Origin of the sequence: Bradyrhizobium sp. 613_E4_N2_2 (genome assembly GCF_052075995.1) — a bacterium.
GTDB lineage: Bacteria > Pseudomonadota > Alphaproteobacteria > Rhizobiales > Xanthobacteraceae > Bradyrhizobium > Bradyrhizobium barranii.
Genome location: NZ_CP197234.1, coordinates 2,317,285 through 2,343,266, shown reverse-complemented (window position 1 = coordinate 2,343,266; position 25,982 = coordinate 2,317,285). Strand labels below are relative to the sequence as shown.

The window sequence follows — 25,982 nt, the reverse complement described above, 5'->3', positions numbered from 1 at the left end:
GGCAGCTATGGGGAGCTTGCCTCACCCATGAACTCCGGGCAAGCCATTCAGCTGCGACGTTTTGATCTCGGCGTTGCTGTGAAGCCCCGCCGGGTTCGACGCGACCGGGGTCATTCATGACGCGAAAGGCGGTACCGTTTACTACCCCCTATCCGGTCAAGCACGACACCAAGTATGTCTGAGTTGGGTCAAAAGCCGATATCAGCCCAACTCGTTGTTATGCCCCCAATGGGGCCACAACCGGGGCTTTGCTTGTTTACTCAATGACCGTATCGGCAATCGCGACGAGCGCAGGAGGTACGGAAAGCCCCAGCTGCTTGGCTGTCTTGATATTAATGGACAACTCGAATTTGGTGACTTGGTAGATCGGGATGTCGCCGGGCTTTGCTCCTCGGAGAATTGCGTCGATATTATTGGCGACGCGCTTATTCAATTCGATCAGGTCGAACGAATAGGCCATTAAGCCCCCGGCCTCGACGGATTCGGTAAACGAAAAAATCGCCGGAAGCTTCACGTCGCTGAGCAACTTGGCGATCAAAGTGCTGTTTTGAAAGGTCTCAGGCGAAGGGAGGACCATGACTGCATTTGCACCGTCGCGGGAGATGCTCTCGATGGCCGCCCGATAGTCTGCTTCGCTGGCACCAAATTCCACTAAAGACACCCGGAGAGCGAGGCTTGCCGCTTCGGCCGCTGCGCGAATTGCGGGGCCTGCGGTTGGCCCATTCCAGTACGCTCGAAGAGCGAGACACCCAAGTATCGAGATCGTCGGAACCATCTCGCGCAACAGTGCAATTCGCTTTCCATGAATGGATAGACCAGCGTCGATGCTGGCTCCCGTGAAATTGCCGCCTGGGTGAGCCAGACTTTCGGCGAGCCCTTGCTTAACGGGGTCGGAAGTGGTCACTACAACCGGAATACGCGATGTTAGCTTTTTGAAGATGACGGCGTCAGCGCCAATGACGTAGATGATTGCCGGGTTGCCGCGAACGACTTCCGTCGCCAGGGCTTCGAGGCCGGACGTGTTCTGCTCTCGGCCGTAACGTTCGACCTCGAGGTTTTGTCCCTCTATCTGCCCCAACCGCCGAAGCTCAGCGAATAAGGCTCGCCAAGCTTTGGTTTTGCTATGCTCACGCAAGTCCGCGCTTGGCTCTGCTGGGCTGAAAATAGCAAGGCGCTTGCGATTGGGGATCTGCTGTGCACCCGCAGCGAGCGGCCATACGACCGCCGCACCGCCAACAAGAAGACTGATGAAATCGCGCCGTCTCATGCAGCCCTCCAAGGAGGCTCAGGACCACGCTAGATTCAGTTGGAAGCATACCACATCGCGGCATGGGAGTCGGGGTATTGGAGGCGCAAGATGTCGCGCGCGGCAATCCGCTGTTCTGCGTTGCGCCATGACCGCTAAGGGTCAAAGGCTGCCCTCGGCAGCTCCACGACGCTATTCGCTCAGCTCTCGAAAGCGGACAGTGCGAGGCCAAGAGCGGAAGTCAGCTAAGGGCCAAAACCGGAAGTGGAATGGTTTTCGATACATCTAGGGCGATTGATCTTAGGCCTGTACCAAGCGACAGTATGGACATGGAGATGCAATGTCCGAACTGGAAAAGTCATTCTTGGCTTCCCTATTGTTGGGCCATCTTGATATTTTCTTGTTCGCGGGTGGTGGTCGCGCTCGGGCTGGTATTCTCTCAAAAATATCTGGCCATCGGGAGGGCCGATGTCTGGTCTGCGGGACCGATCTGGTACCACCAATTGTTACAATGGGACTCGGAATGGTATTTCAAGATCGTCACAGAAGGCTATCGGTATAACGGCGATCCGACTATTCAACAGAATATCGTGTTTTACCCGCTGTATCCCATTCTCGCACGGGGCCTGACAACGATTAGCGGCCTCACGCCTGCGGATGCTTTGCTGTTGGTATCGAATGTCGCAGGATTGTTTGCTATCGTCGTTCTTTTCAAGCTGGTTCGCGAGGAATCTGGTGATCAACTCGCTCTCGCCACCATCGCGCTGTTCAGCTTTTTTCCGGCTTCGGTTTTGCTATCGGCCGGGTATACCGAATCCTTAGCACTGCTTCTAATCGTTTCGTTTTTTCTCGTTTTAAAACGAAAACATTATTTGTCGGCAGCGCTGCTCGCAGGCTTGGCACTTACCGACCGATCAACGGGCATTGTATTATTGCCGGTCCTTCTCTGGGAGATGTGGCGCAATCGCAATGACAAGCCATTCCTTGTTGCCCTCTTGCCATGCATCCTTCTCGCGACATCGGGTATCTGGCTGTTCATGATTTATCTCTGGAGCTCTTTCGGGGCTCCGTTTGCATTTTCAGATGGGCAGACGGCTTTCCATCAAGGAACGACCTTGGCTACACGATTGATTGCAGCACTCAAATTTGAACCCTTCACCCGAATGATGCTCAATGACTGGAATCCATGGGGGCAAGCCAGCTGGTTTACATTGTTGTTCCTTGTCCTGATTGTTGTGGGTTGGTCTCGACTGCCCTCAACTTGGACAGTGTTTGCCATGGGTGTGCTGTTGTTGCCATATCTAACACTCAGCGGTGGGCCGGCAGGCTTCGTCTCAATGAGCCGATTTAATCTCCTCTCATTTCCACTTTTTGTAGTGCTGGCTGATTTGGGATTGCGAGCGAAGTGGCTTTTTGCAGGAGTGATAGGACTTTTCGGTGCGTCTTTGCTCATGAACGCCGCCCTGTTTGCTCGGAGAATTTGGATCGGTTGATCGCTACAAGGCGCTCACGGCGACATCTCCCTAGCCGCAGCGACCAGTTTCACACTGCGTACCCCGCAATAGATCTTTCAGATCTAACGTCCGCTCCGGGTCACCAGCGGACAAATCTCGATAAGCTTCCGATAGCCCGCTCCTGCCGAAAGCAGCCTTCGCACCCTCGCTTCGCACTGCTTCGAACCCCTTCGCACTCATGTGCTTCGCACCCCCCTTATACCCCCCGGCCGGTGCGAAGCCCGGCCCCGGTCTCCGAAGACCGGGCCGGGCTTCGCCCTAACTCGTTACTCAGCTAAAAGGTGACTTTGGCGCGCGAGGCGGCAATATCTGCTAGGGACCTATAAGTCGAAATCACAGCAAACAGCATCTCTATTCGATCACCTCATCGGCGCGAAGGAGCAATAAGGTCGGCACGCTGAGACCGAGTGCGTTGGCAGTTTTCATGTTGATCACGAAGTCGAATTTGACCGGCTGCTCTACCGGCAGATCAGACGGCTTGGCGCCTTTGAGGATCTTATCGACGTAGCTTCCTGCGCGGCGGAACAGATCGGCTATATCGGGGCCGTAGACGATCAATCCATCACTAGCGAATTGTCGGGAGAAATGAATCGCAGGCAGATGATGTTTCGCCGCGAGCGCGACAACTCGGGGGGCCTCGACAACGGTGAGAGTATCGCCAAAAACAATGATTGCATCCGCGCGCTGGGCTGCGGCCGAGGCAAAGGCAACATCAAGTTCCTCGGCCGTGGTCGCCTGAACTATCGGCAGAGCCACGCCGAGGTTGCGCGCCGTACTTGGTACCTCATCGGCTAACAACAGCCTGTGCATTGGGTTGCCGGGATTGACCAAGATCGCAATTTGCGAGGCACCGGGCACCAGTTCCCGCAGGATTTCTATTCGTTTTGCGACGAAACTTCCTGGCACGTAGGTCGCAAGCCCCGTTATGTTGCCGCCCGGACGCGCTAGGCTTTGTACGAGGCCGAGTCCCACGGGATCGGCCACAGCTACGAATACAATGGGAATGGTCGTGGTCGCCGATTTCAGGGCTTCGGTTGCCTGTGGTGCCGCGACGACGAGCACATCGGGACGGAGAGCAATCAGATCGGCAATTGAAACTGGCAGTCGGTCCGGGGGTTGGGAAAAACGATAGTCAATAGTCAGGTTTCTTCCGTCTATCCAGCCATTGTTTCGCAATCCATCGAACAACGCCCGCTCGGCTTGATTGAGCGCCTGCCCGCCTCCGTCACCTACGGCGAGAAAGCCAAGTCGATGGCGTCTACCCTGCGCGCGCAAACGCCCTGACCAAGCGAGAAACGCCGCAGCGGCTATAAACTCTCGCCGCTTCATTCGACCCTCATCGCAACTTGAGGAGGACGCAGTGCAGAGTATCAGATTTCAAGGGTCGTGGTACTCGGTGAGATGCTTTGCTGCGTCGCAAAGCGGGAAGGCGCATGCCCGCAACCGGTCACTACCAGCCTCAGCCTGACGTGCGATAACAAACAGAGACTTAAACCGCGACAGCGCTGTGATGATCTCTTCTACCATGCCCTCCGCAAAATATTCCTGCTCAGGGTCGCCGCTCATGTTCTCAAACGGCAGCACGGCGATGGAAGGTCTGTCGGGGAGCGCAAGATCGAGTTTTTGAAGTTCTACCTGATCGTCGGCAACTGTTGCGCCTGCCGGTTCCTTCGCTTCCCGAACAGCTCCAACGAAACGAAAGCCCTTGCGCTGTAGTGTCTTGATGAAGCGTTGTTCGTCGCCAGAATCGCCAATTGCAATCCGGGCGGCGTTTAAGCGGGTTGTCAGCGCCGCATCGGATACGCTTCGCCCATTCCAAATGGCTTTGATGAGGTCATCCGTGCTGACAACTCGCTCCCTATTGCGGATCAGGTAATCGATCAGGTCAAATACCTGTGGTGCGACGGAGACGACGTCCGCCCCGCGATGCAGCTCGCGTCGGTCCGTGTCGAATACGTACTCCGCGAAGAGATAGCGCAAGATGCGAATCCCGTTGGATGAGGGCTCCCATAACCGGGTAGCGCTTTGGCCTCGCCGAAAATCGCGAGAATAAGCCGCCGGTTGGGACAATGTAAGCTGCCGGTCAAGCGTCCCCGCCAATCCCGCGGCACTCTCCCGTCGGGGGAAAAACACCGTCCAGGAGACACCAGAATGACCACGACGCACGGCACTACGTGGCTGGAATGGACATCCGTATCGACCTGGCATGTCACCAGCTTCATCTCGAAATGTTGGGATGCCTTTCAGGAGCGCCGCGAACGCCAAAAATTGAGCGCCACCTTGTCCGACCTAAGCGACGGAGAACTGATGGATATCGGCACCACGCGCGGCGAGATCGACTACGTCGCCTCGCACCGAGGTATTGACCCGGGGGGCATCCGATCCGGCGAATGGCTGCGATATCTGCCAACGGTGGACGGCCAGGTTGGGCCTAGGCCAACAGCTGACATCGAGGGACGTCAATGGAATGACAGAAGCGGACAGATTAAGTCGGGCTTTATTCGATAACCTCGTCGGCGCGTGTTAGAATGCTCTCCGAGATGTTCAGGCCGAGCCAGCTGACCGCCTCGACCGCGACATTTATCTGGTGCTTGAAGACTTCGGCGCGCGTGCCGGTTGCGCCTGGCGCGAGACCGACGAGACTGACACCGACCTCGAGACGATCCTGCAAAATCTCCGGTCCGGCCAGTACGCCTATCCGGTCCGAATTGTATCCTTCAATGCGGTCGAGGGGTGGTCGCGGGATGCGACTTCCGGGGTCGCCGACGCATTGGCCCAGCGCGCAACCGACACCGACGCCAAGATCTCGTCTGCGCTGCAAGACTTCATCGCCGCTAACGCCACAAAGCGCTTCGACATGCAGCTAGCGCTGCCATTGCAGTGGGTCGCCTGATGTTCAGCGAGGGTAACCCGGCGGCGGCCGGTGCCACCACCACGACGTGCGTCAACTGTGACGATCACGGCTGGGTATCGGGACAGAACATCACCCTGATCAGATTTGGGCGACACAATCAATGAGGGTTGGCCCGAACGCTTCGCAATGCGCGCGAATGCGATCGGCCTTCAAAGAATCAAAAAGAACTTAGGAGCCAGTGAGCCCTTCTCACGTTGTTGAGGAAACAACCCAAGGAGGAACTCATGCGTCGCATCGCACTTGCAGCAATCGTTGTTGCCGTTGGCTTGACGCCAGTGGTGGCTCAACAGACCTCGCCAAACATGCAAAACGAAGCCGATAAAGGCATCAAGACTCAAAACTCCGGTGCGTCGGGTTACGTCGGTGAACAGGACAGACCAGGTTCCGCAGCGCAGATGCCGGGCAGCAGCTCGGGTCGCGCCGATTCTACGACGACGGCACCAAGCGCTCAAAATTCGGGAACAGGAATTGCCGGAGCCCCGGGTAGCACAAGCGGCCCCTCTCCTAAAGGTACTGTCGGTCAGAACACGACGACCCAGCAACAGGACTCATCGAATATCAAAGGTCTGCCGGGAAACAAGAGCGGCCCGCCCGCCAAGCGTTGACGGCTCGTTGCTCGAAGGCGCGTGGCGTAATCGCCACGCGCCCTGATTGCTCTTATACCGGCAAATTATCGGTCATGCCGGGAGGAAGCTCATCTGGTTGCGACCGTTCCGCCAGAAGCTGTTTTTCGGCTTCAAACCAGAAGGTCTCCATGTCCCCGCTTGGCTCGCCCGCAGCACGCCAAAGCTCGTAGGCACGAATACGAATGTCTTCCTGACTTAAGTTTGGCATGGTCGCTCCTCCTATTGCGCAAACCTTGCTCTAGAAGTTCTCGCGATCGATCTTCGGTGCCGCCGGAAAACGTATCGACGTTTGAGTCTTGCGGTTGTCGTCCGAGCGGCATACTCGATGCGATCTATGTCGGCGTTATCGGCCGCAGTAACGTCCAAACGCCAATTCATGCCGTTCGGATAACCTTCGTCGCATTCGATTTCGACCGCGATGACCAATTCGCCTCCCGGAAAGCTCCGGATCTCCTGCAGTGCTATCAGCTCCAGATCTTTCCTTGACACGCTGATCATTGCGAGGCTCCGCCCGCCACTTCCTCTGACAATACGTTGCGTTATTGCCTCGTTCCTAAAGCTTGAGACGAACAGCATGCCGTCTTGTCGCACAGGTAAGGCACAGCAGACCCCGTCAGTTCTGGAGGAACCAGGCTCTCCACGGTTCATTGTCGCTCGAGGAGGACGCCATGACTGACACGCCATCCCAAACCCAAACCTCAACTTTCGCTGCCGCCAACGAAACGGTCCGCGAGGTCGCACGCGATGTCCGCCAGGGGCTCGGCGACGGCGAGCCGCCTGGCCACTGGAAGGCTATCGTCAGCGACCTAACGCGCGAGGCTCCGCTCGCATCGCTCGGAATCGCCTTCCTGATTGGATATATATTGGCGCGCCGTTGATCGCTTCCCGCTCTTGGCGTCGAGGACGATGAACGTGCGGCCTTCCAGGTCGAGGCCGAAGCCAACGGCAAGAACGCCGAATGCGTCAAAGCGCGCTGGCCAATTTCCACGATAACCGCGGCACAGCCGCGACGCTGCTGGCTGAGGCCGGCGCAACGGCCCCGGAGATCGCCGAGGCGCTATGCTGGAGCGTCGATAAGGCGCAGAAGGTGATCGATCTCTACCTCGCCAGCGGGGCGTGCTGGCGGCCAATGCAATAGCGAAGCTTGAGCAATTTCGAGATCGAAAGAGACTGCACCACCGGAGTAGAAGCCAAGCAGCGACTGCTGGAGGCGAATATGATTTGCGCCTTCGGTTTTGCGGCTTCTACGGCGTGATGCGTCGCAGCGATGGCTGCCTGGTGCGCTGCGTCTAAACACTCTGGAACCACCCATCGGACCATCGGTATGCATTCACCTTTGTTCTGCACGTGGATGCGCGTGCAGGAACACAGGCCGATGAGTTCGCATTGTCCATCAGTTTCATTTGTGCGTGAGGCCGATCATGCAAGTTCTTTGTAGAATGATCGCGATTGCAACAATCCCAGCTTGGATGGCGATCTACTCAACTCCTGCTGTCGGACAAAACTTCGATGACAGGTGGTCCATCATTCCAAGAGCTCACGCGGAGCCAGCTCCTGAAGGAAGCGACCAGACAAAGAAGGACGAAACGCAAACGCAACCTTCGATCACACAGCAAACGCAACCTCAGACTTCGGAAGAGCCCTCGAAAGATCGTTCAAGAGCTCAATCTCAGAATCGAGTCTTCTCCGGCACGGCCTCCTACTATTCTTATGCCAAAGGCAAGACAGCGAGCGGTTCGTCGTTTGATCGTAATCGGCTAACAGCAGCGCACCGCCGCCTGCCCTTCGGTACCAAGCTGCGCGTCACCCACGGAAGCCGAAGCGTCATCGTCATAGTCAATGACCGCGGTCCGTTCGTCCGCGGTCGTGTCCTCGACCTTTCGTTGGCCGCGGCGCGGAGCTTGGGTATTACGGATCGTGGCGTGGCTCAGGTTCATGCGGAGGTGTTGTGAGCATTCGGTGGTGTCTCAGTTTGTAATTTGGCGAGCGACCTTATGAGTCCTCGTTGGTTTTTTGCTCGCTGGCTTCTAGCTGAAGCAATCCAATGAAAACTACCAAACCGACAAGCGCTCCGATGGCCGCGCCAGTATTTTCCGCGAAAAGACTCCCGCCGATGCCTTTGCCGATGAACGAGCCGAAAATGGCGGTGAACCAACACCATAACGCGGCAAATATCGCCAATGCGGCGTACTTGCAGGCGGTTAAGAGCTTTCGGCCGATCGAGGCAATTGACATTTCTCGACCCTATAAAAAGCGCGAAGCCGCTGAGATTTCAAACTGAGACACTACCGAGCATTCGACCACTCGAGGAGTATGGGGGCAGGATCGCTTGTGCAGATAGATAGGTGACGAGGGTCGCTAACGCTTTCGCCTTCTCCGACTGCGCGGGTTGCTCGATAAGCCGACATAAACGTGCGCGTCCATGCACGTTAACTTATCCGGGCATACATCTGATGGGTATCAACGCGGGCTCGCTATTTCCTTGGTCTGGACGGATGAAGCATGCTCTATTCGAGCGCCTTACTTCGGTAGCTGCAAGCCGGGTGAGTTCAGCCATCCCTCGATATGGGCGGCGACATCGGCTTCGCGGGCCGTCCTCAAAAGGTCCTCCTGCTCTGGACCCTGCGGCAATCGCTCTGCCTTTTCTCTCGCTAGTCTGGCTTCCTTGATGAGCTGCTCTCCGAGCGTTCTATTCGGTGTGAACCGGAAGCGCTTCATGACTTCCACCTGTCACCAAGTTCGCTCTGCTTAAACCCTTTCAGGCCACCGAAGTTCTACGGAACTCTACACCTTGTGTTCGCGCAGCGGAACACCTTCGTTCGCCGCATGTTCTCGAAGTGAAGGGGGCTACGCCCTCCACCTTCCGCCTAGTCCATCCGGGCAATGAACAGAGTTCCGGAATCCGGAACCTTGCCAATTCCCAAAATTGTACAGCGGTGAACCAGACGGAATTCGCGAACAAAACGGCAGCAACTAGCAAGGAGGACCATCATGAGCAGTATGAACTCTGTGGTTCACTTCGAAATGCCCTACGACGACCGCGAACGCATGGCGAAGTTCTATGAAAACGTATTTGGCTGGCAGACACAGATGCTCGGGGAGGAAATGGACAACTATGTCCTTGCCACGACAACCCAAACGGACGAGAGCGGCCCCAAGCGACCAAGCGCGATCAATGGCGGCTTTTTTCCGAGGAAGCCCGATTGGCCGGCGCAATACCCTTCCCTCGTCATCGCAGTCGATGACATTCACGCTGCGATGAGCCAAGTGACTGACGCTGGTGGCACGATACTGGGCGAGCCTTTGACGATACAAGGCGTAGGCCAGTACGTCTCGTTCTTTGACACAGAGGGCAACCGCGTAAGCATGCTTCAACCCATTCCGCGCAACTAACATGCCCGCATGACGGAATAGGCATGAAAGAGATCTCGCTGCCCGAGATGTCCCTGTTGGGCACCTACGACGCGATCAAGTGACGTTTGTTCGATGTCTGCATCGGGTCAATCGCGTCGGTTTGGCTCTCAGCCGCATATTTCCGGTCTGCCCCTATCAACCGACACGCAACCGCACCGCGTCAACGGGAGCGATGGGCCATGTGTGGACGGCTCCGGGTTGGCAAGAAGAATCTTCACGTCGCAGTATTGGTCGGAGCAGCCATGTGTTCGGCCTGTTAGCGCGGTTCACGCGACCGCTGGCCATAATGCCCTCCGCGGATCAGGTCCCGGTCAAAAGCACGCATTCGATGATGCCATGGCCCAAGTGGGTTGTCCTGATCGCCGGATCGACCGATAGCGGATGACCGCGAGCGCGCCGGCTGTAAACAAGCTGTGCAAATAGCGATCGCCTTGTTTGCTGATACTGCCAAGCTTGTTCTTGCCCCCGCCTCGAGTTCTGCTTCGGCACGAGCCCGACCCAGGCCGAGAAGTCCCGTCCCGATCGGAAAACCTTGGGATCAGCAATGCTTGCGACTAGAGCTGTTGCCAGCGCCGGACCGACACCGGGGATCGCGTCAAGTTGCTTGCTCGTCACATTTGACCGATGCCAAGCGATGATGCGGCGATCGAACTCCAGTATCTGGGCCTTCAGCGAGCGCAATTGGCTGCCCAGCGCAGTGAGGCACATTCGTGCGACCTCTGGGAGCCGGTGATCGGCTGTATCGGTGACGACCTCAAGCAGCTGCTCGACACCCTTGCGCCCGACGGGGGCGACGATCCCGAACTCGGCAAGATACGCGCGGATCGAATTGATGACGGCGGTCTGCTGGCGAACGAACAGATGACGCGCACGATGAAGCATCAGGCAACTCTGCTGCTCAGATGTCTTGGTCGGCACGAACCGCATGTTTGGCCTCGTGACTGCCTCGCAAATCGCCTCCGCGTCGGTGGTGTCGTTCTTCTGCCGCTTGACGTAGGGCTTCACATAGACCGGCGGCATCAACCGCACCGTATGGCCGAGCGCCTGCAACTCGCGGGACCAATGGTGCGACGAGGCGCCGGCCTCGATCCCCACCAGGCATGGCTGTAGCCTCTGGAAACACGCCAGGACGTGCTGGCGCCTCAGCTGACGGCGTATGACCACCTGGCCGGCCGCATCAACGCCATGCATTTGAAAGACCGACTTCGCGATATCCAGACCGATTGTCGAAATTGACTGCATAGGTTGCTCCTCCGAATCTTGGGAGCCTTAAACAGCGCCCACTCCTTGGTACGCTCGTGCCGGTGGAGGAGCCGTCCACAGCATCATGAGCCGACATCGCTCCAATCAAGCGGCGATACTTGTCGGGCTTCTTAACGGCCGTAAGGGAAGCAGCGGTGGCGATCGAGTGTGAGGCCGAAATGCGTTCCCAGCGCAGCGATGGCCGCGTCCTGCTCAGGATAAGGATCGGCATTGGATGCGGCAACGATGATGATCCGGAACCCGCCGCGATCCTTGCCACCCGGAGGCAGCATCGCTGTAGCCAGGGCATTGCCCTCCCTGTCGCGGAGCGTGAGGAAAACCGGCATCTCTCGCTGTACATAGGCCTCGAGGCCGATGTCGCGCTCGATCGCGTCCGGCCGCTCCGGACGCCAGGACTGGACTGCCTTCTCCCACTCATTGCGGAAATATTTCTCGACTGTGTGGCCCATCAGGCGCGACTCATGCGCCGCTTCACCTTCCGTCTCGATACGGAACCAGGCCTTACCCTTCGGCGCGTCGCAAACGTACCGCATTTCGCTCGTCCGCGATCGCCGCAATTCTAGGGCGGCGGGCCTACAAAGCCAATGTGAGACTCGCTCCCGTGTATAGCGCTGCACGGTCAGAGGGGCCAAGAGTTCTCGATTGGACGTTGAAGTTCTAGTGAGCCCAAACAATACTAGGTCGACCGGAATAATCCTCTTCAAGGAGCGTCCCGATGCCTAACGTAAGGGAAAAGGAACGCGAAGCCCGCCGGAAGATCATTCGCCAATGGGCGAAGCTTCCGAAGGATAAACGGCAGTCTATCGAGGGGATTTCTGAATTCGCCAGGACCGCCGCTCAGCAGAACGAGAACGCATTCGTCCGCAGTCGTCGCGATCCGTATCAGAAGATCATGGGATGGCTATTGCCGCGTGCTCATCTCTGAACGACTGAGTCCTCTGCACATCCTTCGAAGGCGACACCGGGTTCTTCAGCCTGACCCCATGTGGCGAACGGCCCGCGCGATTTAGGGACCAAACCACGCACCTTGTCGCAAACCACATTGAGCGGGATTTTGTGAATCCGATCAGGCGACGCCCGATTTCCGTTTAGGGTCATTCGCGACGGGATTGGGCTGGTGGCAAGTCCGGTTATCGTCCGCTATGCCCCGATAGCTACCAAATCTGCATCGCCCCGAAATGACTCGATGGCCAATTTCGGACACAGCCCTTTGCTCGCTAACAATATCCAGCCCAAAGTCGCCCGGAGATGGCATCCTGTCGTCAACCGAAGGATGCTGACATGGCCAGGGGCGAACAAAGAAGCAATCGGGAGAAGAAGAAGCCTAAGGAAGAAAAGGCTAAGACAATTGCCGCCCGCCCCAAGCCAAAAGGGCGAGGCGGCGGTATGGCAGCCAAACCTCGCGCCCGGCCAAAAGAAATAGAAATGCCTCGCGGAATTTGATGCCCCCGAATGCGGCACATGCTCCAAGTCCCGTCCTGGTATTGTGCGTTACAGCAAAAATGCGCGCTGATGTCGCAGATGGGTCAGGAGCCGACTTCGGCCGACTCCCTTCCCCAGATCGGCCTAAGCGGACCAGGGCATTGTAATCATAAAGCGCAGAGCCAAAACGGTATGGATCGCTGTCGCTCGGCCAGTGACGCGCCAACCACCCATTCGTCACCCCAGCCAACAGACCTTCTGCGCACGATCCCACCCTTCCCAGCGAAGAAACCGAGTCCTAGAATTATAGGGTCAAGCGGAGCTATAGTGAGTTCTGAGCTTAGCGAAATACCCAGTCCTGACCTTGGTGTACGGAAAGGAAGGATCCCAGCCAATACACTCTTGCCTCGATCAAGGTCCCCGCCAGGGTGAATTTTGTTTGGTTGGGCTTCCTGCAGTGCGGGAGGACATCCATGAGTGCCATCAACAATTCCAATGGGCTCCAGACGAAGCTCTTGTGGATCGCGGTCGCCCTTCTGGGTGCCGTGACATTCGCGATCGTGGCGCTCAATCGAGGTGAAACGGTCAACGCCGCGTGGCTAGTCGTCGCCGCGATTTGCATCTATTTCATCGCCTACCGGTTTTATGGATTGTTCGTCGCGGACCGGGTGCTCGGGGTCGATGGCACGCGACTGACGCCTGCCGTTCGCCACAATGACGGTCTCGATTACGTTCCGACCAACCGGTACGTGCTCTACGGCCATCATTTCGCGGCGATCGCCGGCGCGGGTCCACTGGTTGGTCCGGTGCTTGCCGCGCAAATGGGCTATATGCCGGGCGTGCTCTGGATTCTCGCCGGCGCGGTGTTTGGAGGCGCGATCCAGGACATGACCGTGCTGTTTCTATCGACGCGGCGTGATGGTCGCTCGCTCGGCGACATCGTGCGTGCCGAGATGGGACCAGTGGCCGGCACGATCGCAGGCGTAGGCATTCTCCTGATCTGCGTCATTGTCCTTGCGGTCCTCGCTCTCGTTGTCGTCAAGGCACTGATCGGCAGTCCGTGGGGAACTTTCGCGGTGTTCTGCTCGATTCCGATCGCGCTTCTCATGGGTGTCTATGGCCGGTTTTTCCGCCCGGGCAAGGTCGGCGAGATGTCACTGGTCGGCTGTGTGCTGCTTCTCGCAGCGCTGATCTATGGCAAGACCGTGTCCGAGACTCCCGAGCTTGCGGTGTACTTCGACCTGCAAGGAGAGACGCTCGCGCTCATCATCATAGGATACGGTTTCGTCGCATCCGTGTTGCCGATCTGGCTGCTTCTGGCGCCACGCGATTACCTTTCGACATTCCTCAAGATCGGCACCATCTCGCTTTTGGCTATCGGAATCATGATCGTTCGTCCCGATCTCCAGATGCCGGCCGTCACCAAATTCACCGACGGCAGCGGACCGGTTTGGGCCGGCGGCATGTTCCCATTCCTGTTCATTACCATCGCCTGCGGCGCCGTTTCCGGTTGGCATGCTCTCATTGCGTCAGGGACGACGCCGAAGATGATCGAGAACGAAAAGCAGATCGCTCTCGTCGGCTACGGCGGAATGTTGATGGAATCGTTCGTCGCGATCATGGCGATGATCGGCGCAAGCATCATCCATCCCGGCGTCTATTTCGCGATGAACAGCTCTGCAGGACTAATCGGCACCACGGCTGAGCAAGCCGCGCAAGTGATCTCGACATGGGGATTCGTGGTGACCCCGGACGAGATTGCTCAAATGGCCAAGGACGTCGGAGAGAACTCGATCCTGTCGCGCACCGGCGGCGCACCAACGCTTGCCGTCGGCATGGCCCATATCCTGTCGTCGTTCCTTGGTGGCCGCGCCCTGATGGGCATCTGGTACCACTTCGCGATCCTCTTCGAGGCCCTGTTCATACTCACCACGGTCGACGCCGGAACGCGCGTGCTCCGGTTCATGATTCAGGATCTCGTCGGCAACGCTATCCCGGCGTTCAAGGAAACTGCATCTTGGACCAACAACCTGATCGGTTCGGCGCTTTCGTGCGCGCTGTGGGGCTATTTCCTTTACGTCGGCGTGATCGACCCACTGGGTGGCATCTGGACGCTATGGCCTCTGTTCGGCACCGCCAACCAGATGCTGGCGGCAATCGCGTTGACAACGTGCACCGTCGTTCTGTTCAAGATGAAGCGCGAGCGGTTCGCGTGGGTGACGATCGTGCCCGCCGCGTGGCTCGTGGCCTGCACGACGACCGCGGGGCTTGAAAAGGTATTCAACCCCAATCCGAACGTGGGGTTCGTCAGCCACGCGCTCAAATACGACGACGCGATCGCGGCAGGTCAGTTGCTGGCACCGGCCAAAACGCTTGGCGAGATGAGCCGGATCGTCTTCAACGACTACGTCGATGCAACGCTTGCAGCCTTATTCGTGCTGGTCGTCGTTGCGACAGTGATCTACGGTCTAATCAATATCTGGCGAGCACTGGGCAATCCGCAGCCGACCGCAATGGAAGTAGAGTTCGCTGGTGTAGCCGCGGGAGGTAGCCATGCCTGACCTGCAGAATTTGTTCGACCAGTCCGCCAGCGCGATGCGAACCGCCCGCTATTGGAGCACGCGCACTGCGCGTCTCATGATCGGCGTTCCCGATTATGAAACCTATGTTGCGCACCGGCAAGAGAAGCACCCCGACCAGCCGATCATGACCTATGTGGAATTCTTTCGCGAACGTCAGCAAGCGCGCTATGCCATAGGGAAAGGTCACTTTAGAGGCTGCTGCTGACGACCGACAACACTTCTGCAGCTGACCGCCATCCGACGTGCGGGTATGGAAAAGGTTCTGATGACTTGATCCGACCTGAGAAGCGGGCATCGATGGACCAAGCAGCCATGACCGCTTTGGGTCAATGGCCGCCCTCGGCGGCCGACGTTAGCTTTGTCGGCTCATCTCCCGGAAAGTTACCTCAAGGTGCTCTGAAGCCTAGTCAGCTCAGCCCCGGGCCAAAAGCGGCGTGACACCGCAATACGGCGTCGCAAGAACACACGAACACAACTAAAATTTGTTCGCCGAGGGGGGGAGCGGAATATAGAGATCAGACCGTGGCCAAGCTAATCTGCCGTCCCCCGCCACAACTGACAGTCGCGTGCTGAAATCCACAAGTAAAATGGAAACCGCCGGCACCCCGTACCAAAAGAAACGCCGAAACTCAAAAGCCAAGCTTGCCCAAGTTAGAAACGAGTTTTGCAACACAATCCCCCGAGAAGCAGACATTCTCGGTAGCCGTCGGCATGTCTCAAAGGGGCCAGAAGCTGACCTCGGATTTTTGCGGATAACGATCTCCAGGCTGAGCCTCTCCCGGCTTCCTAAGGAACTCGTGCCAAGCGCAAGGCGGCCTCAACGCCGCCCTCCAGGATCTGCTCCGCCTGCGCAGCGTTGGGCACTGCCCGCGCGAACTGAAGGGTGCCCACCATGAGGCCGAAGATGGCGGTCGCACGGCGGCGGCTCGCTGATGCATCTGCGTCAGGAAGCAGTGCGGCCAATCTCGCAACGTAGCTTCGCAACCCTTTCTCGTAGTCTTTCCTGGTGGACCGGGCCTGTCGGGCGATTTCGGGGAGTAACGCCGCCGAGGGGCATCCGCCCGTCGGGTCTTCGAGGTGAGCGCGGTTCAGGTATCTCTGCGAAGTAACCGCAAGCGATCTAAAATCCCTCACCCCTCCGCACGTCCAGCAGATCAATTGGAAATTTTTGCCACCAGGCGAGTATCCATGGGGCCGAATGAAGACACACCTCACCTTTGCCTTGCGCAAGGCATCGGACAGCGTCGCTGCGGTCATTCAAGATAGGCAAGAGACGCTAGTTTCACTTGGGCCCACCACAATATACGTCGGAGTGAATGGCTTCAGCGATTACATTGCTTATGAATTCAAGTCTCACGAGTTGGTCGTGCTCGAAAGCATCCGGCGTGACAATGCGATTTACGTATTCGGACGCGATTGGGAAACGGCTTCTCGGCTATCAAAAAAGCAGATTTTAGATGCGTCGCTCCAAAAGGCGCGCATCGTGCATTCGGTTGGATGGAAAGAGAAAGTCAGAACCCTCGTGGCATAAACAATGCGAAATGAGCACTACGTTATGCACAAAAAAGCCGACGCCGAGCAAATGATCAGGCATCTTGCGTTAGAGTGGATGCACGAAACAAACTATCGTCAAAAGCCCGGTCACTACCCAACCTTTGGCGCTTTCAAGACATGGCTCGAAAGTAGGCACTACGATCACTATTTGGCATTTCGATCACGTAGTGATCCCCGGTACGAGGCCGAGGGTTGGTTTGAAGCAGCAATCCGCGACTACTGGCGCAGCATGCGTTCGCGTGGCGTGGAGCCGTAACACCAAAGGAAGCGCTCTAGCGTTCCGCGAACCCTGGCAGGTATCCTTTGGAGCAAACTTTCCGTCTGGAAGTTTGCTCGTCAACTAGGCGAACTTCTCGAAGCCCCTCCTCCACCGTTTCCGCGCGCCCCTCAACTGCCGCCGCCAAGCCGCCCAATCTTCTACCGGCTCGGGCAGAATCTTGCCTCCAACTCAATGTGCGCCTCGATCAGCTCTTGCCGCGCGATCTCGGTGCCGGTGGCGTCAACCACGACTACGACCGTACCCTAGCTCAGCAGAGCCAAATAGCTCGCCAACCTGGTCCGTCCGCGCCTCGCCGTTGTGGAAGATTAGGAAATAGTAACGACGCATAGCCGCGGTCCTCCGTCCTTTAGCCCCCGATTATGCGCCCATCTCGGGAGGTCCGCACCTGTCAAAAACGACAGGGTCCGTGCGACAGCGGCGCTAGCAAACGGGCTCGCGTCATCCACCTCACGCCGCCCTCCTCCGCGCCTCTCCTTGCGGCCTCACCGACTTCCCCGCCCGATCCTCCCGCCAACGATGCACCGCGCGCTGCGTCACGCCATCCGCGGTCACCGTCGTCAGCACCGATGGCCGCCTATGTAATGCCGGCCATCGCTGGCTGGGCGGCGCTGCTGGACTTCCATCATGTGCAGTAGATCCACCTCCGCGTTGCGCGCATCGCGATCCGCGCCAATTTGCCATCCCGCGGCCAGTAGATCTTCAACCGGCGGCGTCGGCATAGCCGCGATTGCTAGCGGACTCTGCTGGCTGGAACCTGCAGCGAGCGAAAAAATTGACTCGTCAGGGAGGTTCCGATGACACAGAAAAATCGGACGCCACGTGGGTCGAGCACAATGGATCCCGTTACTGGTTCCGGCGCGGGCCAAGTTCCGACGAAACCGCACGACTCCGGCAGTCAGGCGAATGAAACTGTCGATGGCCTGGACGCTCAAACTGAAGCTTTGCGGCACGCGGCAGAAGATACGCCATCTGCTGCAGCACCTGACGACGAAGAAAAAGTGCCGGTCTTTGACCGGGCTGGTGCTGCGCCGAAAATCTGAGCGAGAAGACTGCCATGCACTGGCGCAAAGTGCCGAGCAGAACGAGCGGCAAGGTCTTCGATGTCGTGGTCTTGGCGTCTACCGCCTCAGTCGCCGTTTCGATTGTCTTGCTGGTTCTGCATTTTCCCGCGTGTCAGCCGAAATAGATAGAACTAGCTGTTCGTTGTCGGCCATTAAATCTCCGTAAGTGCGCAGAGCGTTTGTTGCGTATATTGCGCCATGTTGATAGACCGCGCCTTCAACATCGAAGGAGCGCCGTTTTGGCCAAGAAGAAAAAGCTGGTTCGCCGCGAGTGGACGAAGGAAAATATCAAAGAATTGAAGGCGCACTCCAAGGCTCGCACGCCGGTCGTCAAAATCGCCAAGATGACCAAGCGAACCGAGGGCGCGCTACGTCAGAAGGCGATCGTGTTGGGTATCGGCCTGGGGCATCAGCGGTAAATTGACGCTGGCTTCGTTGAGGGAGCCGCCAAATTTCGATATTGTTTTAACGCTCGCATCTGCGCCGATCAGGTGCAGACTACTGCGTCCGTCAAGGCAGCCGGAGCTTTTAGCTTTCGCGGCCTTGGGGTTGAGGGCTCGCCTTCGCCAGCCCCGGCGAGTCCCACCTCAGTCAGCGGAGCTGACGCATTTAATTGTCCCACAGTGTAACATCGACGACATTGCGCCCAGGCACCCGCGCTGTACGCTTTATCTCGCCGGGGCTGGACTCAATATTTCACGTCTTATTTTTAACCCGGCTGGCCGCAGTGGTTCGTCGCTGCGGCCTTTTCGCATTGACGAATGCTTGGCAAACAGACGCGCTGACCAACAAGCCTCACTTCTTACGCTCATCGCCCAAGCTGGCGCCTTCGGCCAGCTTCATCCAATCAGCTGCAAGCCTTAACCAGGCTTCCTTGTCTGGCTGTTTAATTGCCCTTTCGGCTATGCGGCGGCATTCCTCGGCTTCGACTCGATAGCGATCCGCCTCCTCCTCGCTCATCATTCGACTCACCCAGCGAACCAACGCGGGATGGTCGACGAGGAAATCAGAGGATATTCGACGATAGACCCAAGCGGCTAACTTGGAACCGTCGCGTCGCGGTTTGGCAGGCTCATCCGGCGCGCAGATTTTCCGCCGAGTCCTTTCCGCGATTGTTCACGACGTCGAAACTAACCTTGGCTCCCTCTGCGAGTGAGGTGAAACCAGCCTTCTCGACTGCCGAGATATGGACAAACACATCTTTGCCGCCGTTGTCAGGTTGAATGAACCCGTAGCCCTTCGTCGGGTTGAACCACTTTACCGTCCCCATAGCCACTTAGCTTCTCCATTCTTTGAAAAACCAAAACTAGTGCCTGAATCTCGACAAAAGAAAGGCTGGTCGCAACCGCGCTCATGCGCCGGAAGTACGCGAGCCGAGGATGTCGTTTTACGTCGTGTGAACCTCTTCACATGGGTATGACATCAGGACGGTTAATCTCCAGTCGCTGGCGAGAGGTTTCAGTTACAGCGGGAGGCGGCCGTGGCAGCAGACACAAAGGCGGACGACTGGTTTATTGCTGCGCACGTGCTGAGGGTACGCACGTCGTCGGGCACCGCATCGATATCGTTTAAGATTGGCAGTAGAGTAGCTAATATCGCAGCACTTTTAGGTTGCTCCGGACCAATCTCTGGAAGCGGTGTTTCGGACACGGACTTCCAATTAGATTCGCAACTTATGCGCAACATCAGCGGTCCATGGTCATTGAAGGACGTCAAGGGCCACCGAGGTGACGTCACGCAAAACGTGTCATTTTTTCCTGATGCGTTGTCGGGCGCGGCGTTTAATAAGAGCGGAAGCGTCTTTTTTAATTTCGAGATACCAAACCCGAGCTCCATGACCTTTACGATCAAGGGCCAGTGGATGGTAAAGATGGTCCTCAATCTTGGCACGACGTTTGTAATTTAGTCCGATCCTCGCGTCTTGACATGAAAGTTAGTCGAACAGGTCATCGGCTTCTTCCTCTGGCACACGCCTTCGCTTGTCGGGCAGTTCCTCCCTCATTTACCCTACCGCTCAAGCTTAATTTCAGCCTTCGATTGCGCTCGTCGGTTGCCCGATTACGCTGTCGTCACCGGACGAGTTGCCCTGTCCGGATTCAGCATGGCGACGCCGGCGTGCCATCATACTCGGCGCGCCGGCTTCGTTCTTTCCAACGGAGACCTAAGTGTGGCCCTACGGAATCGCGGCGCTGTGCGTCGTGCTCTTGATCGTCGGAGCGGTCGCCCTCACTTTTCTCAGCTTCGATTTTCCGGACGAGCCTAAGGCCTAAGTTTAGCAATGAGGCCGCCTACGACCCGTGTCGCAAAGGCTATAAAGCTGTTCCGCCTTGACCCCCAAACCGCCGCTCGACTCGCTGATGCTCTTGATGCTTCCTGCTCGGTCGCCGTTGCGAGCTGACGCTTAAGCTTGATTGAGCTGACCGATTTTGTCTGCTGAAATCCTCTTTGGTCAATTTGTCTCCAAACGATCGTCTAACGTAATTCCGTCGCGCAACACTACGTGCGTTGACGATTTGATGATCTCGTGAAGTAACGGATCATCGTGAACGCAGCGGCGGGTCCCAGAAATGGCCGGCCGACATGGCGTTGTTCGCGGATCTAGCGGAACGCGCCACCTCGTTCGCGTTTTGCTTGCCGGGTCTCAGAATGAAATGACTTTACACTCCCGTTTTCTCGATGTGGAGAACGAGCCAGGTCGTGACCCCTGAGAGTCACTGATCTTGCGACGAGCCGGGGTTAGAGATTTTCTGATGAGTTTGTTGATTATCGCGGCATACGGAATTTGCCTGCTCGCACGAACCGCTGACTGAATTGATAAACGTGAGCCCGCCCCGTCCTTGACGACAAGAAGGGTCTGCGTGCTTCGAATTATGACCTGCTGGTCCTGCCCGAAATTGCGGCGTTCTGGCAAATTATTTGTCTTGCCGCTCCCACGTCGACGCAATTCCGGCGTCCGATTAATTACCGGCTTTCAACGATTTTGCGGTGCCCAGGTGCTTTTGCAACGTATCTATCTGGCCGGAAGCATATTCTCCAGAAGCATCCTTACTTTTTGATGCCTTCTTGTACTCGGCGATATCCTTCTGGTGGTCTGCGACCATGTGGGTAGCGAACATCTTATCGAAACCTGCGCCGGTCATTTTTGACATCTTGTCATGGTCAGCTTTTTGCTTCGCATTCGGTCCGCCTGGTGAGTTCATTCCCAGTGCTTGGGCAGCATTTAATGCCTTCTGATTGGCGGCAGCGTGGTCTGTAGAGAGCATTCTGCCAAACGATTTGACGGCGTCGCTTTGACCGTTCTGCTACGCCAGCTCTCCCATGCGCACTTCAGCGAAATTGCCCTCGATTGCCTTCTTAAGAAACGTTTCGCTTTGCTTATCTTTCGCAGATGCGCTGCCAATTGAGATTGCCATCAAGGTTGCTGTCCCGAGTGACATAAGCATTCTGTTCATCGGCAACTCCTGTGGGTTGTCTGTCGATGAACACGCCTGAAGCCCGGGAGGCTCCAATTAGGCGCACGGGGCGACATTGGAAGTTTCGCATCGCAATATTCAAACGTCCGCAGAGCACCTGACTAGTGGCCTTTCGGACCACTTACATGACCGTAGATGGCAAGGCGCGCATCGAGTGGGAAGCTCGAGCGCAGTGGAAGGAGAAGCCGTTGGAGGGCGCTGTGGATAAAGGCCACTCAGTGGGCGGCCTCATGAGAACGCCTCTATTTCGGTGTCCCGGTCTGGCTACCCGAACCGGTGGTCTGCTCCCTTCCCGGTTGGCCGGGAGAATGCGCAGAAGCGCCCGGCTTCTCTTGATCGCCACGTAACCGGACGCTCCGGAGTTGCGGGTCTTGATCCCTTTGTCCGCATCGCGCTGCATCTGCTCGTTGGGCTCGCTAGCCTTGAGCCCTCTCCTCCTTGGTTTGCACACTGGGCGCGAGAAGACATGCAATCCGCTATAGCGCCGTCCGAGCGCCGCGACAGCGCGGGAAATGTGGCGCGGATTGATGCTCGCGCTCGCCGTGGGAACAATAGGCAACGTTTCGATTTGAACTCTCACAACACAGGGAGACAACGCCATGAACGGTATTATCTACTTGGTCGGACTTGTCGTCGTAATTGGCATCATTCTGTCATTCTTCGGCTTGCGTTGAGCACAACCGTCCACCGACGACGCCGTACCGCTGGGCGTAGTGGGCGCAATGGGCACGGTTACATCAGTCTCGTCACTTCCCCGGCTTTGAAGGGATCTGCGACAATACTTCTGCGACCTCGGGACGGTTAAGGAAATCGTTGTCCTTAGGAAACAGTGCCTTCCACGACGCCACCAGCGTGCGAAGATCAATATCTTTCTCGATCATAGTTTTGAGAAAATATCTCTTGTCGTCCCCTTCGGAGTCACCGATCCCCAGCTTCTTGGCATCGACATCGGTCGCCAAGAAATTCGCGGGAAGCCGTCCGGGAAAAATCGCAGCAAAGAATTTTGCCCGGTTAGTTGCCTCTTCAGGACCGGGCGCCTGCATAATTGACTTAGCGACCTCAAGCTGAAAACTGGCTTTATTTGTTTGGTAGTTCGTATAAACCCCCACTCCAACTGTAACAATCGCGCTGAGTAGCGGCACGATAACTGATAGACCTGTCCATCTAGCCTTCGTCTGTTCGACCTTGAGCTTTGCGAGCTCAATATCGCCAGCGGTTACTGGAGCGGTCTGCTGAGTAGAGGAATTCGGCCCTGCCATCACCATTCCCCATTCGGTAGAGCCGTCTATATAGCACTACGAGTGACCTTGCACTCCAGTTCAGTTGCACATTGACAAACGTTCGTTGGTTCACTGGTTCACCTATAGGGATATGACTGAACCGAACCAGACGATGATGGGCATAAATGCCCCCCATCGTATCGTCCGTGGTTCACGGAGTGGTTCAGGTGAACCAGCTTGATATCTAAGGGGTTTTAGCCTCTGTTGGTTCGGTTTTGGTTCCCCCCTTGGTTCGCTCAATTTGCACCTGGAAATCGCGCTGGCGGCAGCGGTGGTTGGTTCACCCCTGAACCACGCGAATCCATGGCGTTAAGCTCCCGCTCGCCGGCACCGGTCAATGTCCAGCCATTACGCTCCGCGCGGATCAGCTTTTGCTGCTCCAGCTTCCGCGCGATCCGGTACACGCGGCTGTCGCTCATTCCGAGCAGCTTCGCCACGTCGCGGCGGCTTTTGCGGGGTGCTGATCGATAGCGCGCAGCAACGTGTCCTCGTCACGCTCGTTCGCCCGCTCACGCTCCACAATGCCGAAATCCGAGACCGGCCGCGCAACGACGGTCGGGATGGCGCGCCCCTTGGTGTCCCTGAGCTTAGGGTGCTGCACGGTCACTAATTCGAAATGGACCGGCTCGAACGACGGGCCGCGGAACTTGCCGAGGGCTTCGAAGGCGATCACTTGGCCGTTCCGACGCAAGGCAACGTTGCCGTCAACCTCATTTAGAAACGCCCCGCCGCCCTTTGGGATCAGGTCGTCATCGGCCGCGCGCTTTGTCGGATGCGCCAGGGCGAGCACGCACGGCCCGCCAGGCAGGTTCGTCATGGACCGCAGCAATCGCGCATAGTTGCCCATTTGGACGTTGTCGTTGTCGTCGTCGCCCTCGAAATACGCGGCGACCGTGTCGACGATGACCAGGGTGGGTTGCAGTTTCTTCGTTGCCACCTCGGCTTCGATGTTCGCGACGTTCTCCGAAATCTTCACCACACCGTTGATGAAATGCACGTCCATGGTATCCGGGTCGATTCCCATCTCTTGAGTCACGCCGAGCCACCGCGCCTGAACGTCGGTCGGGTTTTCGCCGGCCGCGTGAATCACGGTCCCTTTCTCGACTTCAATGCTTCCGAACGGCTGGGACATGCACCGTCGAAGATTCCGCCAAGCACGGAAAGCTGGTGACGTGATGGCCGGCCAGCCCATCGAGGCGTTGGTGAGCACATCCGTGTACTTGGTGTTGAAGAATTCGCTGTCGGCGGCGAACTGACCCAATTTGAGCGAGACCTTCTTCGCGCCCCACTGCTTCTCGAAATAGGCTTCGTACAGCCGCGTCGATGGCAGAGCCTCAATTCCGCTGACGACGAACAAATTTTGCAGATTACTGCGCGACAGCCCGTCGCCATGGATTTGGAACATGTTGGCATGAAAGGTGAGCTTGTGATCCCGACAAGCTTCTGCAGATCGACATCGACGGCAAGGTTCAGGCGGCCTTCGTAGATCGTGCCTTGCTTTAATCCTCCGGAAGCGTTGCCGAGTACCTCGCCGATGTAGGTCGCCGCGAATTTCACGCCGTACCTCTGCAGCGGATTGGGTAGAAGACCGAGCGTTTTCTCCTCCACCGTGCTCTCGCCCGTGTCGGGATCGGCGGGCTTGTCGTCGTCGGTCTTCTTGTCCTCCTGCGCCATGGCGTTGGCTGCAAGGAGCAAAGCGACCGACATTGAAAGCGCCGCTTGCCGGTATGCCCTCCTTGGCCGCGACACGGGAACTCCTAATGCTGGAAGTGCTTTAGGACTTGCCTGATCTTCCGACGCAAGTCCAGGACGAGGTCTTCAGCGGCTTGCCAGGCATGTTGTGTGCAGAAGTGAACGCACGATATCACGCGGGATCGGCAGCCCTCGCAATTTAGGCCCGGGGCGATTGCGTTCGAAACCATTGCGCGGCCCCGGAGTCGTCTCCCTCGAGAGGAGGAAGGAGGCGGCGACCATGGACGACCGGAAAAAACTGGAGCACCAGATCGCACTGGCTACCCGCGTAGCGGCCTGCACCGCTGACGAGAGCACCGCGAGCAGGCTTAGACGTTTCGCAGATCAGCTGAGGCAGAAGCTATTCCCATCTTCCCAGCGGCGCCAGATCACGGCGCGCGCCTATGAGCTGTGGGAGCAGGCTGGGCGCCCCGCTGGGAAGGACTTTGATTTTGGCTTGAGGCGGAAAGGGAAATCAGCGCGCGGGGCGAGTAGACCGAGCGTTGAGTGGTGTGACAGGCGACGATCGATCTGAGTTGCACTGGCGTCCATTCTGGGCGCTGCGCTTTCGCCATCAATGACCGCGGTCTTCGCATCCTCTTGGAGGAACATGCTCAGGTTCTCAAAAACACTCGCCCTGTTGCAGGCGCGCGGTGGAAACCGACTAGGCACCGGCATGATGAAGGAAATCGAGAGCACCCGCATTAATCCAGGTGAACGCAAGCAGTCACCCACAACCCATTCCGGAACGTTCAACGGTGCCGGTGATTGGGAAGCCATGACCAGGTCCATCATTCTCATTCCCAGCATGCTCAAGCCGCTACGGCAGGTCTAATGGTCTGGCTGATCCTTACGCTCTAAGCTGTGGTCATAAGTACGCAGTTTCAGAATGCTTATTGTCCTAAGGGGAGCCTTTACCCAACTCGCGCCGAGGACGATACATGCGAGGCGAGCAGAGGAGGGCGCTCTGAGCAGGCTAGTGGGGCGGCCGGGTCAGGCCCGCGCCAGCTGAAGTCCGGTCTAACCTGGGCGCCCCTATTCGACTCCCGGCTCGTGCTGTTGGGCCTCCATGACGACAGCCAACAGCCCGAGCACGCCAACTGCGATCAGCACCGCGACAGAAACCCGCTGGGAGCTTTGCCCATGCGTTCAAACACCCCCACCCCGCGGTCAGACGACCTCCCTGGCGAAATAAGGCGTCGGCGGCCGGTTTCTGGCGATCTGTCGGGCAAGCTCACAGAGACGTCTAGCGAGATCCGCAAGTTTCGCATCAAGGAGCTGCGCGCGGCCGCTGATCGGCTTGTTCGCCGTGCGGAGGCGCTCCGGGTGGAGGCAAAGCGATTACTCAAAATAGCCCGGCGCGAGGAAGCGAAGTTCGCGCGCGCCCCCCGGAGAAATCCCCGGAGCGCGGCGGCGCGCCGGCCTAAGGCTTTGCTGACTAGCGGATAATTTGTCCGCGCCCCGATTGTTTCAATAAAACATCCCGTACCGAAATGGAATTCCGTAAAATGCCGGCTCAGCAAAGCTCGAGATTGCAGTTAGAGGGCGAACGTGGCACGGCTCGCTTTCCAGCCCCCAATGCTCCCGGCTGCCGATCCAATTGCGGATTAGAGCGCCTGGAG

30 protein-coding genes and 2 pseudogenes are annotated in these 25,982 nt (G+C 57.5%); 18 read left to right on the top strand and 14 right to left on the bottom strand.

Features of this window, described 5'->3' with window-relative positions; genetic code table 11:
- Nucleotides 1–256: 256 nt before the first annotated feature.
- A complete protein-coding gene (locus AB7290_RS11100) occupies nucleotides 257–1,267 on the bottom strand; it encodes an ABC transporter substrate-binding protein (protein WP_247345241.1) in 1,011 nt (336 codons plus the stop codon).
- Between the two features lie 248 nt (nucleotides 1,268–1,515).
- Between AB7290_RS11100 and AB7290_RS11095 the strand changes: the two genes are divergently transcribed.
- The gene (locus tag AB7290_RS11095; protein ID WP_441253410.1) at nucleotides 1,516–2,739 is read left to right on the top strand and encodes a mannosyltransferase family protein; all 1,224 of its coding nucleotides are present in this window, start codon (nucleotides 1,516–1,518) and stop codon (nucleotides 2,737–2,739) included.
- Between the two features lie 372 nt (nucleotides 2,740–3,111).
- Here AB7290_RS11095 and AB7290_RS11090 read toward each other — a convergent pair whose 3' ends face one another.
- Both AB7290_RS11090 and AB7290_RS11085 read right to left on the bottom strand, forming a co-directional pair.
- Complete coding sequence (locus AB7290_RS11090; RefSeq protein ID WP_247458032.1) at nucleotides 3,112–4,089, bottom strand: ABC transporter substrate-binding protein; 978 nt, start codon at nucleotides 4,087–4,089, stop codon at nucleotides 3,112–3,114.
- A 132-nt stretch (nucleotides 4,090–4,221) separates the two neighbouring features.
- Nucleotides 4,222–4,740, bottom strand: a pseudogene (locus AB7290_RS11085) (winged helix-turn-helix domain-containing protein); the annotation flags it as partial.
- 171 nt (nucleotides 4,741–4,911) lie between these two features.
- On the opposite strand from AB7290_RS11085, the gene AB7290_RS11080 reads away from it, so the two are divergent.
- The 3 genes from AB7290_RS11080 to AB7290_RS11070 all read left to right on the top strand — a co-directional run bounded on the left by AB7290_RS11080 (nucleotide 4,912) and on the right by AB7290_RS11070 (nucleotide 6,279).
- Entirely contained in the window at nucleotides 4,912–5,268 is a 357-nt protein-coding gene (locus AB7290_RS11080; RefSeq protein ID WP_439035436.1) for a DUF1127 domain-containing protein, read from the top strand.
- A gap of 79 nt (nucleotides 5,269–5,347) precedes the next feature.
- Nucleotides 5,348–5,653, top strand: coding sequence for a hypothetical protein (locus AB7290_RS11075; protein WP_225005379.1), 306 nt, complete (start codon nucleotides 5,348–5,350; stop codon nucleotides 5,651–5,653).
- A gap of 245 nt (nucleotides 5,654–5,898) precedes the next feature.
- The gene (locus AB7290_RS11070) at nucleotides 5,899–6,279 is read left to right on the top strand and encodes a hypothetical protein (RefSeq protein ID WP_208088292.1); all 381 of its coding nucleotides are present in this window, start codon (nucleotides 5,899–5,901) and stop codon (nucleotides 6,277–6,279) included.
- Between the two features lie 52 nt (nucleotides 6,280–6,331).
- On the opposite strand, the gene AB7290_RS11065 is transcribed toward AB7290_RS11070, so the two are convergent.
- Nucleotides 6,332–6,508: a DUF2934 domain-containing protein gene (locus AB7290_RS11065; RefSeq protein ID WP_208088293.1), complete on the bottom strand. Its 177-nt coding sequence runs from the start codon at nucleotides 6,506–6,508 to the stop codon at nucleotides 6,332–6,334.
- A gap of 460 nt (nucleotides 6,509–6,968) precedes the next feature.
- On the opposite strand from AB7290_RS11065, the gene AB7290_RS11060 reads away from it, so the two are divergent.
- The 3 genes from AB7290_RS11060 (at nucleotide 6,969) to AB7290_RS11050 (ending at nucleotide 8,252) form a co-directional block, all read left to right on the top strand.
- Nucleotides 6,969–7,178 carry a hypothetical protein gene (locus AB7290_RS11060; protein WP_439035438.1) on the top strand — a complete coding sequence of 70 codons (210 nt, stop codon included), beginning with the start codon at nucleotides 6,969–6,971 and terminating at the stop codon, nucleotides 7,176–7,178.
- An 80-nt stretch (nucleotides 7,179–7,258) separates the two neighbouring features.
- Nucleotides 7,259–7,438 (top strand): helix-turn-helix domain-containing protein, encoded by a 180-nt coding sequence (locus AB7290_RS11055; protein WP_439035439.1) that lies wholly within the window; start codon nucleotides 7,259–7,261, stop codon nucleotides 7,436–7,438.
- 301 nt (nucleotides 7,439–7,739) lie between these two features.
- Nucleotides 7,740–8,252 carry a septal ring lytic transglycosylase RlpA family protein gene (locus AB7290_RS11050; protein ID WP_441253409.1) on the top strand — a complete coding sequence of 171 codons (513 nt, stop codon included), beginning with the start codon at nucleotides 7,740–7,742 and terminating at the stop codon, nucleotides 8,250–8,252.
- 40 nt (nucleotides 8,253–8,292) lie between these two features.
- On the opposite strand, the gene AB7290_RS11045 is transcribed toward AB7290_RS11050, so the two are convergent.
- A complete protein-coding gene (locus AB7290_RS11045; protein WP_247458038.1) occupies nucleotides 8,293–8,535 on the bottom strand; it encodes a hypothetical protein in 243 nt (80 codons plus the stop codon).
- 756 nt (nucleotides 8,536–9,291) lie between these two features.
- Here AB7290_RS11045 and AB7290_RS11040 point away from each other — a divergent pair.
- A complete protein-coding gene (locus AB7290_RS11040) occupies nucleotides 9,292–9,693 on the top strand; it encodes a VOC family protein (protein ID WP_247458040.1) in 402 nt (133 codons plus the stop codon).
- 321 nt (nucleotides 9,694–10,014) lie between these two features.
- On the opposite strand, the gene AB7290_RS11035 is transcribed toward AB7290_RS11040, so the two are convergent.
- Both AB7290_RS11035 and AB7290_RS11030 read right to left on the bottom strand, forming a co-directional pair.
- Entirely contained in the window at nucleotides 10,015–10,956 is a 942-nt protein-coding gene (locus tag AB7290_RS11035) for an IS110 family transposase (protein ID WP_439035441.1), read from the bottom strand.
- A 131-nt stretch (nucleotides 10,957–11,087) separates the two neighbouring features.
- Nucleotides 11,088–11,510 carry a hypothetical protein gene (locus tag AB7290_RS11030; protein WP_354112642.1) on the bottom strand — a complete coding sequence of 141 codons (423 nt, stop codon included), beginning with the start codon at nucleotides 11,508–11,510 and terminating at the stop codon, nucleotides 11,088–11,090.
- Nucleotides 11,511–11,692: 182 nt separating this feature from the next.
- Between AB7290_RS11030 and AB7290_RS11025 the strand changes: the two genes are divergently transcribed.
- The 7 genes from AB7290_RS11025 to AB7290_RS10995 all read left to right on the top strand — a co-directional run bounded on the left by AB7290_RS11025 (nucleotide 11,693) and on the right by AB7290_RS10995 (nucleotide 18,295).
- Entirely contained in the window at nucleotides 11,693–11,902 is a 210-nt protein-coding gene (locus AB7290_RS11025) for a hypothetical protein (protein ID WP_247458042.1), read from the top strand.
- A gap of 356 nt (nucleotides 11,903–12,258) precedes the next feature.
- A complete protein-coding gene (locus tag AB7290_RS11020; RefSeq protein ID WP_259258546.1) occupies nucleotides 12,259–12,420 on the top strand; it encodes a hypothetical protein in 162 nt (53 codons plus the stop codon).
- Nucleotides 12,421–12,872: 452 nt separating this feature from the next.
- A complete protein-coding gene (locus AB7290_RS11015) occupies nucleotides 12,873–14,960 on the top strand; it encodes a carbon starvation CstA family protein (protein WP_354112641.1) in 2,088 nt (695 codons plus the stop codon).
- A complete protein-coding gene (locus AB7290_RS11010) occupies nucleotides 14,953–15,186 on the top strand; it encodes a YbdD/YjiX family protein (protein ID WP_439035442.1) in 234 nt (77 codons plus the stop codon). Before AB7290_RS11015 ends, AB7290_RS11010 begins: the two co-directional genes overlap by 8 nt.
- A gap of 993 nt (nucleotides 15,187–16,179) precedes the next feature.
- Nucleotides 16,180–16,512, top strand: a complete 333-nt coding sequence (locus AB7290_RS11005; RefSeq protein ID WP_354112640.1) for a hypothetical protein — start codon at nucleotides 16,180–16,182, stop codon at nucleotides 16,510–16,512.
- Nucleotides 16,513–17,718: 1,206 nt separating this feature from the next.
- Nucleotides 17,719–18,042 (top strand): hypothetical protein, encoded by a 324-nt coding sequence (locus AB7290_RS11000; protein WP_354112639.1) that lies wholly within the window; start codon nucleotides 17,719–17,721, stop codon nucleotides 18,040–18,042.
- 73 nt (nucleotides 18,043–18,115) lie between these two features.
- A complete protein-coding gene (locus tag AB7290_RS10995; RefSeq protein ID WP_038960078.1) occupies nucleotides 18,116–18,295 on the top strand; it encodes a hypothetical protein in 180 nt (59 codons plus the stop codon).
- Nucleotides 18,296–18,671: 376 nt separating this feature from the next.
- On the opposite strand, the gene AB7290_RS10990 is transcribed toward AB7290_RS10995, so the two are convergent.
- Nucleotides 18,672–18,839: a hypothetical protein gene (locus AB7290_RS10990; protein WP_247458048.1), complete on the bottom strand. Its 168-nt coding sequence runs from the start codon at nucleotides 18,837–18,839 to the stop codon at nucleotides 18,672–18,674.
- A 109-nt stretch (nucleotides 18,840–18,948) separates the two neighbouring features.
- On the bottom strand, nucleotides 18,949–19,152 hold the full coding sequence (locus AB7290_RS10985) for a cold-shock protein (RefSeq protein ID WP_354112638.1): 204 nt from the start codon (nucleotides 19,150–19,152) through the stop codon (nucleotides 18,949–18,951).
- A 204-nt stretch (nucleotides 19,153–19,356) separates the two neighbouring features.
- Between AB7290_RS10985 and AB7290_RS10980 the strand changes: the two genes are divergently transcribed.
- Nucleotides 19,357–19,782, top strand: a complete 426-nt coding sequence (locus tag AB7290_RS10980) for a hypothetical protein (protein WP_028154089.1) — start codon at nucleotides 19,357–19,359, stop codon at nucleotides 19,780–19,782.
- 1,051 nt (nucleotides 19,783–20,833) lie between these two features.
- On the opposite strand, the pseudogene AB7290_RS10975 reads toward AB7290_RS10980, so the two are convergent.
- From AB7290_RS10975 to AB7290_RS10955, 5 genes and pseudogenes are all read right to left on the bottom strand, one after another.
- A pseudogene (locus tag AB7290_RS10975) lies at nucleotides 20,834–21,166 on the bottom strand (DUF4142 domain-containing protein); the annotation flags it as partial.
- A 12-nt stretch (nucleotides 21,167–21,178) separates the two neighbouring features.
- Nucleotides 21,179–21,328: a hypothetical protein gene (locus AB7290_RS10970; protein ID WP_441253408.1), complete on the bottom strand. Its 150-nt coding sequence runs from the start codon at nucleotides 21,326–21,328 to the stop codon at nucleotides 21,179–21,181.
- Nucleotides 21,329–22,095: 767 nt separating this feature from the next.
- The gene (locus tag AB7290_RS10965) at nucleotides 22,096–22,608 is read right to left on the bottom strand and encodes a hypothetical protein (protein WP_354112636.1); all 513 of its coding nucleotides are present in this window, start codon (nucleotides 22,606–22,608) and stop codon (nucleotides 22,096–22,098) included.
- A gap of 257 nt (nucleotides 22,609–22,865) precedes the next feature.
- On the bottom strand, nucleotides 22,866–23,048 hold the full coding sequence (locus AB7290_RS10960) for a hypothetical protein (RefSeq protein ID WP_354112635.1): 183 nt from the start codon (nucleotides 23,046–23,048) through the stop codon (nucleotides 22,866–22,868).
- Nucleotides 23,045–24,034, bottom strand: coding sequence for a carbohydrate porin (locus tag AB7290_RS10955; RefSeq protein WP_441253407.1), 990 nt, complete (start codon nucleotides 24,032–24,034; stop codon nucleotides 23,045–23,047). The genes AB7290_RS10960 and AB7290_RS10955 overlap by 4 nt, the downstream gene beginning before the upstream one ends.
- 567 nt (nucleotides 24,035–24,601) lie before the next feature.
- On the opposite strand from AB7290_RS10955, the gene AB7290_RS10950 reads away from it, so the two are divergent.
- Together AB7290_RS10950 and AB7290_RS10945 are read left to right on the top strand one after the other, a co-directional pair.
- Nucleotides 24,602–24,895: a DUF2934 domain-containing protein gene (locus tag AB7290_RS10950; RefSeq protein WP_441253406.1), complete on the top strand. Its 294-nt coding sequence runs from the start codon at nucleotides 24,602–24,604 to the stop codon at nucleotides 24,893–24,895.
- 75 nt (nucleotides 24,896–24,970) lie between these two features.
- Nucleotides 24,971–25,195 carry a hypothetical protein gene (locus AB7290_RS10945; RefSeq protein WP_259258560.1) on the top strand — a complete coding sequence of 75 codons (225 nt, stop codon included), beginning with the start codon at nucleotides 24,971–24,973 and terminating at the stop codon, nucleotides 25,193–25,195.
- Nucleotides 25,196–25,982 lie beyond the last annotated feature (787 nt).